The sequence below is a fragment of the Micromonospora sp. NPDC000316 genome (assembly GCF_042898885.1).
Lineage (GTDB): Bacteria > Actinomycetota > Actinomycetes > Mycobacteriales > Micromonosporaceae > Micromonospora.
In genome coordinates, this window is the sequence record NZ_JBIAZG010000027.1 from 24297 (window position 1) to 33367 (window position 9071).

6 protein-coding genes and 1 pseudogene are annotated in these 9071 nt (G+C 68.6%); 4 read left to right on the forward strand and 3 right to left on the reverse strand.

Annotated elements, in window-relative coordinates; genetic code table 11:
• Nucleotides 1-34 precede the first annotated feature (34 nt).
• Nucleotides 35-2776: an AAA family ATPase gene (locus ACFY2Q_RS28620; protein ID WP_387135622.1), complete on the reverse strand. Its 2742-nt coding sequence runs from the start codon at nucleotides 2774-2776 to the stop codon at nucleotides 35-37.
• A 313-nt stretch (nucleotides 2777-3089) separates the two neighbouring features.
• Here ACFY2Q_RS28620 and ACFY2Q_RS28625 point away from each other — a divergent pair, with 313 nt between their 5' ends.
• Together ACFY2Q_RS28625 and ACFY2Q_RS28630 are read left to right on the forward strand one after the other, a co-directional pair.
• Nucleotides 3090-4097: a protein kinase gene (locus tag ACFY2Q_RS28625; protein WP_387135624.1), complete on the forward strand. Its 1008-nt coding sequence runs from the start codon at nucleotides 3090-3092 to the stop codon at nucleotides 4095-4097.
• Between the two features lie 162 nt (nucleotides 4098-4259).
• Nucleotides 4260-4835, forward strand: a complete 576-nt coding sequence (locus tag ACFY2Q_RS28630; protein ID WP_387135626.1) for a hypothetical protein — start codon at nucleotides 4260-4262, stop codon at nucleotides 4833-4835.
• A gap of 164 nt (nucleotides 4836-4999) precedes the next feature.
• Here ACFY2Q_RS28630 and ACFY2Q_RS28635 read toward each other — a convergent pair.
• Nucleotides 5000-5843, reverse strand: a pseudogene (locus ACFY2Q_RS28635) (IS5 family transposase).
• A gap of 76 nt (nucleotides 5844-5919) precedes the next feature.
• On the opposite strand from ACFY2Q_RS28635, the gene ACFY2Q_RS28640 reads away from it, so the two are divergent.
• Complete coding sequence (locus ACFY2Q_RS28640) at nucleotides 5920-6720, forward strand: CPBP family intramembrane glutamic endopeptidase (RefSeq protein WP_387135628.1); 801 nt, start codon at nucleotides 5920-5922, stop codon at nucleotides 6718-6720.
• 297 nt (nucleotides 6721-7017) lie between these two features.
• Here the strand turns inward: ACFY2Q_RS28640 and tuf are convergent, their stop codons facing one another.
• On the reverse strand, nucleotides 7018-8205 hold the full coding sequence (tuf, locus tag ACFY2Q_RS28645) for an elongation factor Tu (protein ID WP_387135630.1): 1188 nt from the start codon (nucleotides 8203-8205) through the stop codon (nucleotides 7018-7020).
• A 414-nt stretch (nucleotides 8206-8619) separates the two neighbouring features.
• Between tuf and ACFY2Q_RS28650 the strand changes: the two genes are divergently transcribed.
• Nucleotides 8620-9071 (forward strand): transposase (locus ACFY2Q_RS28650; protein WP_387135632.1); only part of this gene is annotated, 452 nt, incomplete at its 3' end.

The window sequence follows — 9071 nt, forward strand, 5'->3', positions numbered from 1 at the left end:
ATCACCGATACTCGTGATGCCCGCGCCCGCCCGGTCAGGGAAGGTGCAGCTCCTTGAGTTGACGGCGTGAGGTGATGCCGAGCTTGCGGAAGATGTTGCGCAAGTGGGCCTCGATGGTCCGAGGGCTGAGGAACAGCTGCGCGCCGACCTCACGAGATGTCGCTCCGGTGGCCACCAGGCGCGCGACGTGCAGCTCCTGGGCAGTCAGTTCGTCGGTCGGCTGCGCGGATCGCGTGCTGGGGTGCTCGCCGGTCGCGCGCAGCTCGCGTGCGGCGCGGGCCGCGAACGCCTCCGCTCCCATGTCGGTGAGGAGTTGGTGGGCGGTGCGGAGCTGATCTCGGGCGTCGCGGCGGCGGCCCTCACGACGTAGCCACTCACCGTAGACGAGGTGGGCGCGGGCGAGGTAGCCGCGCATCCGGCTGTTCCCGAGGTGTTTGATCGCCGTACGGTACTGATCTTCGGCCGACGATCCGGTGCTCATGAGCGCCCGTGAGTTCGCCGCCAGCCCCAGCGCCCACGACGTGCCGCTAGCGCGAGCCCGGGCGTCGAACTGCTCCATCGCCTGGGTCGCGCGCTCCGGCTGCCCCGCACGGACGCAGGCCTCTATGAACTCCGTGAGGCTCGCGCCGATGATTGGCATTTCACGCGACGTGCAAGCCTGGGCCGCAGCCTCCTGGGCCACCGAGTAGTTCCCCAGCCCGTTGTGGAGCACCGCCATCGCGTACTGGGCCTGGGACGCGTCAGTGCTCCCGTCGGGATAGGCGACGTCTTGGGCGGTGCTGGCGCTGAGCGCTGTGGTCTCGGCCTGGTCGCCACGCCAGCCGCCCAGGATGACGCGAGCATGCCGCAGCTCCACGCCGCTGGTGGCTTGCATGATCGCATCCGCCTCGGCGGCGAGCTGTTCGGCTAGGGCGAGCTCGCCCATCAGGACCGATGTGATCGAGAAGAGGTTCAGCGCGGTGGGGAGCGTCGCCAGCGCGCCGGCCTCACGAGCCAACTGGACGTTGCGGCTTGCCAGGAGGTAAAGCAGCTCGTCGTCGAATATCGCCACTGCGCTGCGGCCGGCCAGCCACAGCCAACGGTCGCTGTGAGGGTCCCGCCCAGCACCGTCGTACGAGCTGTCGCGAATCGCTTCAATGGCGCGCCGTAGCCCGGGTGCTCCCGCCGTGAATCCCCTCGTCAGAGCCGTCGCGAGGCCGTCGAGGAGCAGGTCCATGGACCGAGCCGGCACGTCGGCTGGAGGAGCGTCCAGGGCCGCTGCGGCGATGTGCGTCGCGTCGTCGCCGCCGTTGATGACCGCCGCATCCAGCGCGTGCAGATAGGTCTCGCGGGAGAGCGCGGTGTCCAGCGGGGCGAGCATCTTGGCCGCGTCCAGCAGCCTCCGTGGCACGTCGCTGTCTCGTGTCAGGTGGAACCCGATCTGGGCGCGGAGCAGTTCCAGCCGGGCGCGTGGCAGAGGGTCCAGAGGCCCGACAGCCGCGACCGCCAGCAGCTCAAGGGCGGCCTCGGGCGCACCGGACTCGTGCTTGGCGTGCGCGCCCGCAAGCGCCCGCCTCGCGCGGGCGCCGGGCTCAGGGGACAGCTCGGCTGCGCGCTGCAGGAACGCGGCCGCGGCGGCCAGGCCCCCGCGGGCACGCGCCCGATCGGCCGAGCGCTCCAACCCTTCAGCTACCTCTTCGTCAGCTCCGGGCACCGACTGTGCGCGGTGCCGGGCACGGCGATCAGGGTCGGCCTGTGGGTCGGTTGCTTCGGCCAGCGCGCCGTGGGCGCGGCGACGGTTCGGGAGGGTGGCCGCCTGGTACACGGCGGACCGCACCAGCGGGTGACGGAACCGTACCCGGACGTCGATCTCCAGCAGCCCGGCGACCTCCGCGGGTGTCGCAACCTCGCGAGCCAGGCCCAGGTGCGCGGCCGCACGCCACAGCAGGGCCACGTCGCCTGTCGGCTCGGACGCGGCGACCAGCAGCAGCAGCTGCGTCTGCGGGGGCAGGCTCGCTGACCGGCGTCGGAAGCTCTCCTCCAGGCGCCGCGGGACGCTCAGCGCGTCGGGCAGCTCGAACCCGCCGGCCCAGTACGGCGACCGTACGTTGCGGGGCAGCTCCAGCAGCGCCAACGGGTTGCCGCCCGCTTCGGCGAGGATCCGTTCGCGCACACCCTCGTCCAGCGGTGTGCGTACCGCAGCGTTGAGCAGTACCCGCGCATCGGACGCGCCGAGCCGCTCCAGGCCCAGCTCTGGTAACCCGGCGAACGGAAGGCGGTCGCCGTCGTCGGAGTCGCGCACCCCGAACAGGAGGGCCAACCTTTCGGCTCCCACCCGTCGGGCCACGAAGGCCAGGACCTGCGCCGAAGCCTCATCCAGCCACTGCGCGTCGTCGACGAGACACAGCAGCGGTTGTTCCTCGGCGACCTCGGCCAACAGGTTGAGGACGGCCAGCCCGACCAGGAACCGGTCCGGTGCGGCGCCAGCGTGGAGTCCGAACGCCACCCCAAGGGCGGTCCGCTGCGGCTCGGGCAGCGTGCCGGTGCGTTCCAGCAGGGGAGCACACAACTGGTGCAGCCCAGCGAACGCGAACTGCGTCTCGGACTCGACGCCGGCCAAGGGCTCCACCCGGAAGGCCGAGGCGAGTGCCGTCTGGTGGGCGTGCTCGAGCAGGGCGGTCTTCCCGATGCCGGCTTCTCCGCGCACCACGAGAGAGCCGCTGCGCCCGAACCGAGCCAGAGAGAGGAGCTTCTCGACCGCGTCACGCTCTGAACGCCGGCCTACGAGATCCGTCACGTTGTGCCTCCCGTCAACGCGCCAGATGTAAGTAGCCGACACCGTAGTCGTCCCTGATGCGAAGTGCGGAAGCTGCAAGTTAGCACCTGCCACCTCAGTGGTTCTCGGTGGCGCTGGGCCGTGAGGACCTACGTGGTGGTGACCGACGCGAGGGCTCGGCCTGCGGTGCGAGCCTGATGACGTCGCCAGGATCGGGCATCCGGACCCGGCGTACCCGGAGTTGATGGACTCCGGAGCCCGTGGCGGGCGTCTGAAGACCAGACGTCGAACCCGTTCCCGGTACGCACCGACAACGAGAAAGTTGGGAGGACCCATGAGTACGGATCGTGTGCTTGGCGGACGCTATGAGCTCTGCGACGTCCTGGGCAGGGGCGGCATGGCCGTTGTTCACCTGGCTCGTGACATCCGGCTCAAGCGCTGGGTCGCGGTCAAGGTGCTCCGCGCAGAGCTAGCCCGCGATCCGCTGTTCCGGTCCCGGTTCCGGCGGGAAGCACAGGCCGTCGCCCGCCTCAATCACCCCGGCATCGTCGCCGTTCATGACGTCGGACATGAGAACGTCGAAGGCAGCCGGGCGGACGAGCCGATCGTTCCGTACATCGTCATGGAGTACGTCGCCGGCCAGTCGCTGGGGGCCCGACTCCGCGAGGGCGCGCTCACGCTGGAGGAGTCGATCCAGCATCAGATAGCGGTCCTGTCGGCACTCGAGTTCAGCCATCGTGCAGGCGTTGTCCATCGCGACATCAAGCCCGCCAACGTCATGGTCACTCTCGACGGCGCAATCAAGGTCGTGGACTTCGGCATCGCGCGTGTCGAGGGTGGTGCCGCCCCGGCAACGCAGACCCACGAACTCCTCGGAACCGCCCAGTACCTATCTCCCGAACAGGTGCGCGGTGAGGTCGCCGACGCCCGCAGCGACCTGTACTCCGCGGGTTGCCTGCTCTACGAGCTGCTGACCGGACGGCCGCCCTTCGTCGGTGACAACCCGGTTGCCGTCGCCTATCAGCACGTGCACCAGGAGCCCTCGCGCGCCAGTGCCTACCGCACCGAGGTGACTCCGGCGCTTGACGCGGTTCTCCTCACGGCGCTCGCCAAGGACCGAAAGGACCGGTTCCAGAGCGCCCGATCCTTCAGGGAAGCGCTCCAGTCCGCGGCGAAGGGCCTGGTCCGTGCGCACGAGCGCACCGCCATGGACGCGTTGGACAACGCGATTCCGGTCCACCCGTCGTGGCGCACTGCGCTGACATCGACGATCTCCACCGCATCGCCATCGGACCACTCGCCTCGTCGACCCGCCCGTGACAAGGACAAGACCACCCTGTGATCCACCTAGGCAACGGTCCGCGCTGGTTCACCACCTCTGGCCGCTCTGGACGCACGCAGGCGAGGTCAACGCCACCTGCGCACCTTTCGTGACTCCCTCGACGGCGAGGACTGCCGCGCCGCCACACGACGCACCCACATCACAGGAAAGTGAGGACCAGACATGAGTCCCATCGAGCAGCTCATCAGCAACTTCCAGGAGCTCGTCGCCCAAGTGCCCGGGATCGTCCAGCCGTTCATCGTCATGCTGGCGGGCGCGATCCCGTTCGTCGAAGGTGAGGGAGCGGCCATCATCGGCATAGCCGGTGGTCTCCATCCGATTGTCGCAGGCGTCGCAGCAGCCGCGGGGAACTTTCTGTGCGTGCTGCTGGTCGTCGCGGTCACCTCACGCGCCAGGACGACCATCGTCGATCGCCGAGACAGCCTGGTCGGGGTGGGCGGAGGCGCAGGAGCGCGATCGAGCGCCCTCGGGGAGACGTACCAGGAGACGGCAGCCACGAAGCCGGAGTCGAAGGGGCGTCGGCGCTTCAACAGATGGCTCGTGCGTTTCGGCGTCCCCGGCGTGAGCATCCTCGGTCCTCTCGCCATTCCGACCCAGATCATGTCGGCGATCCTCGTGGGCGGCGGAACTCCACGCCGGTGGGTCCTGCTCTGGCAGGCCATCTCCATCGTCATCTGGACGACGTTTGGCACCCTCTTGGCGTGGGCCGCGCTCACCTACGTCGTCGAGGTGGCGTGAGCCATGACCGAGCAAACGCATACCGTTCCGCACGATGTCGAGTACCACAGGGTGCTGGCCGGGGAGAGACGTCGTATCGGTCGTGGGATCCTCGCGATCGTGCTTCTGATCGGCGGGATGACGCTGTCCGGCGTCGCTCTCAGAGCGTGTTTGAGATGGGTTGATTAGACCCAGGTGAAGGTGCGACGGGCTTGACGTCGTGCGGGTTGGCCGCGGCTGATGCGGCGTGTCATGCCGGCGATGGCGGCCCAGCGGATGAGGGCTTCGGAGACGGCTGGGTGGCGTTCGTAGTCGCGGGCGAGCCGGCGGCAGGCGGTGAGCCAGGCCAGGGTGCGTTCCACGACCCAGCGGCGGGGGTGGACGGCGAAGCCGCGCTGGTCGGCGGGTTTGCGGACGATCTCGAGGGTGGTGCGCAGGGTGTCGCGGGTCCAGTCGACGAGTCGTCCGGTGAATCCCTGGTCGGCGAAGACGTGCCGGATCGAGGCGGTCATGTAGGCGCTGAGCAGGGCGGTCTTGGCGCCGTCGCGGTCCTGCCAGCTCGCGGCCAGGACGGTCACGGTGACCAGCAGGCCAAGGGTGTCGGTGATGATGAACCGCTTCCGTCCGTTGATCTTCTTGCCCGCGTCGTAGCCTCGGCTGCCCCGGCCCCACGGTGTCGGCGCCTTTCACGCTTTGGGAGTCGATGATCCCCGCCGACGGCTCCGGGGCTCGGCCCTGCTGCACCCGGGCCTTGATCCGGAGCGTGGCCAGGAGTTTCTCTGTCACGCCGGCTTCTTCCCACCGGGTGAAGTACCAGTACACCGTCTGCCAGGGCGGCAGGTCAGCTGGCAGGTAGCGCCACGGGCACCCGGACCGCACGACGTACAGGATCGCGTTGACGATCTCCCGCCGCGGGTGCTTCTCCCGCCGACCGTCCGTGTTCGGCTCCGGCAGCAGCGGCTCGATCAGCGCCCACTGGGCATCGGTCAGGTCCGAGGGGTAGCCACGACGAGCAGACACCCGAGCCACCCTGCCCGCTGAAGATCCTCGGCGCTATGCCAACACGCCGTCCACAACAGACCTTCTCAAACACGCTCTCAGCCTGATGGCGGCGTTCGTGGATTCCGCCGTCGACACCGACGGCCGCACCGAGTGGACGCCTCTGATGCACACCGCCGGCATGGTTTCCGTCGCACTGATCATCCCGTGGAGCATGCTCATCCAGCGGTGGCTCTACGGCGTGAGAGGCCCGTCGCTGCACTCGGTGATCTCGCGGTTCCGGTTCGACATCTTCGGGCGCGCGCTGCTTCTGATAACCCCCGCGTGGGTTGCCGTCATGGCGTTCCACTACTGGGTCCCGCTGCCGCAGACCGAATGGAGTTACACCGACGTCCTGTGGATACTCCTCGCCACGCTCCTGCTCACGCCCCTGCAGGCCGCGGGTGAGGAATACGGGTTCCGTGGGCTCATCTTCCGCGTCGCCAGTGGCTGGACGCGCGGAGCGCGGACGGGCCTCGCCGCCGGTGTGCTTGTTTCCAGCGTTGCCTTCGCGGTCGTCCACCTGTCGACCGACATCTGGCTGAACCTCTGGCACCTGATCTTCGGCATCGGGCTCACGCTCATCACCTGGCGCAGCGGGGGTATCGAGATCGCAGTGGTGCTACACGCGGGGTACAACACCCTGTCCTTCGTGTTCGATGCTGCGCTGCGCACCGATATCGCCAACGTCGTCACGGATCGCGCAGCGGGCGCCGCGACGATCGGTGTCCTCGTTCCCAGCGCAGTTGTCGTCATCACCGCCTTGGTGGTCTGGGTGCGCACCCGACGCAGCGGCCCCACGCGTACACCGCACTCGCCGGCCGTTCGATCCGCGTCCGCGCTCTCGGGGGCCGCAGCTCGCGGGTAGCCAACGATGGCGCCCTCGTGACGTTCTCGTCGGAGGGTTTCGAACCTGATCAACAGCGCACGCCGTACCCCGTCCAGGTTTCCGAGTTGCGAGAGACACGGAAACCGAAGATCGGGGTACGGTGTGCGCTGCTGAGCGGGTACTGACCCGCAGGTGAGCGGTTCGCTGCGGCGTTCACCGCGAGGGACAGGCCGGTGGAGTGCCACTGAGTCGGTCCTACGGAGGGCTCGGCCAGCGCAGCTGAGCAGGGCCGTACGTGGCAGGGCCCCTTGCCGGCAAGGGGCCCTGCCACGTAGCTCAGTCGAGTAGTTCGGTCACGGTGCCGGCGGCCACGGTACGGCCGCCCTCCCGGACGGCGAAGCCGAGCCCGACATCCATCGCGATCGGCCTGCCAAGCTCCACCGACAGGTCGACGGTGTCACCCGGCAGGACCATCGTCAGATCACCGAGGTCTACCGACCCGACCACGTCGGTGGTGCGGAAGTAGAACTGCGGCCGGTAGTTGGCGAGAAACGGTGTGTGGCGCCCGCCCTCGGCGGTGGTCAGCGCATAGAGCCTGGCCCGGAACCGCTGGTGCGGCGTGACGCTGCCCGGCAGCGCCACCACCTGACCCCGCTGCACCTGGTCACGCTTGACCCCGCGCAGCAGCACGGCGGCGTTGTCCCCGGCCTCAGCGGTCGCCAGGGACTTGCCGAACGTCTCCAGCCCAGTGGCCACAGTGGACAGGGTTGGGCTGAGACCGACCACCTCGACCGGGTCGCCGATACGGAGCACGCCCCGCTCGACAGCGCCGGTCACCACCGTCCCCCGGCCGGAGATCGTCAGCACGTTCTCGATCGGCATGAGGAACGGCTCGCCGAGTTCGCGGGGTGGCACCGGGACGTACCGGTCGACCGCGTCGAGCAGCTCCATGACGGAGGAAACCCAGCGTGGGTCGCCCTCCAGGGCCCGCAGCGCCGACACCCGTACGACCGGAACCTCGTCTCCGGGGAACCCGTACTCGGACACCAACTCCCGCATCTCGAGTTCAACCAGGTCGAGAAGTTCCGGGTCTTCGACGGCGTCGGCCTTGTTCATCGCCACCACCAGGTAGGGCACGCCGACCCGCCGAGCGAGCAGCACGTGCTCGCGGGTCTGCGGCATCGCCCCGTCAAGCGCGGAGACAACCAGGATCGCGCCATCGACCTGCGCCACCCCGGTGATCATGTTCTTGACGAAGTCGGCGTGGCCGGGCATGTCCACATGGGCGTAGTGCCGGGTCTCGGTCTCGTACTCGACGTGGGCGATGTTGATGGTGACGCCGCGCGCCGCTTCCTCCGGCGCCCGGTCGATGCCGTCGAAGGACACGAACCGGTTGACGGCGGGGTCGCGGTCGGCGAGGACCTTGGTGATGGCGGCCGTCAGGGTCGTCTTGCCGTGGTCGACGTGACCCATCGTGCCGATGTTGAGGTGTGGATTCGCGCGCACGAATTGGCTCTTGGCCATGATGAGCTCCACACTGGAGACGAATTGGCGGACGACGAACGCGGGCGGATGCCACTCCGCGAGAAACCGCGCCAGAACCGCATGTCACGGCGCGCTCACCAGCGCGCCGGACCACCGGGCCACCTTCCTCCGTGGTTCTGCCGGAGCGGGAGGAGGGTCAGCCTCGGGTATCAGCCAGCCATGCGCACACGTCAGCGGCAGCCGGCAGGTGAAAACCTGCGGGCCGCACGGAGCCGACGGTGCCGAACATGGCGATCACGCTAGCTCTGAACCTCGGGAGGGGCGACTGATATTCCCGGCCCGTCCCCAGCACAACTAGTGCCTCGTCTTTGAACGTTGATCGTGTAATCCGTTGGTTCTGAGGATGTGTCGGGCAGGCTGTCTCCCATCGTTTCTGGTCTGGGAGGTGGTGGCGTGGGTAGGCGCCCGGAGGTGTTCGTCCGGCAGGTGTCGATGGTCGAGGGTCAACGGTTGCAGCGGATCACTCGGACGGCGAAGGACCCGGTGAAGCTGCGGCGGGCGATCGTGGTGCTGATGTCCGCCCAGGGACAGCCGGCCCCGGACATCGCTCATCTGCTCAAGGCCAGCGAGGACTACGTCCGCGACGTGATCCACGCGTTCAACGATCGGGGGTTCGACGCCCTGGACCCAAAATGGAGCGGGGGCGCACCGAGACGGATCGATGAGCAGACCCGCGACTGGATCTGCGTCATCGCCCGGTGCGACCCCCGTTTCCTCGGCCGACCCTTCTCCTGCTGGTCCCTGACCAAACTGCGCGACTACCTCATCGCCGCCGGCCACGTCACGACCATCAGCGTCGAGACCGTCCGCCGGATCCTGCACGAACGCGGCGTGACGTGGCAGGC

Coding starts and splice junctions, on each gene's coding strand:
- tuf (WP_387135630.1), bottom strand. CDS start 8,205: ATGGCCAAGAGCCAATTCGTGCGCGCGAATCCACACCTCAACATCGGC.
- ACFY2Q_RS28630 (WP_387135626.1), top strand. CDS start 4,260: ATGAGTCCCATCGAGCAGCTCATCAGCAACTTCCAGGAGCTCGTCGCC.
- ACFY2Q_RS28625 (WP_387135624.1), top strand. CDS start 3,090: ATGAGTACGGATCGTGTGCTTGGCGGACGCTATGAGCTCTGCGACGTC.
- ACFY2Q_RS28640 (WP_387135628.1), top strand. CDS start 5,920: ATGGCGGCGTTCGTGGATTCCGCCGTCGACACCGACGGCCGCACCGAG.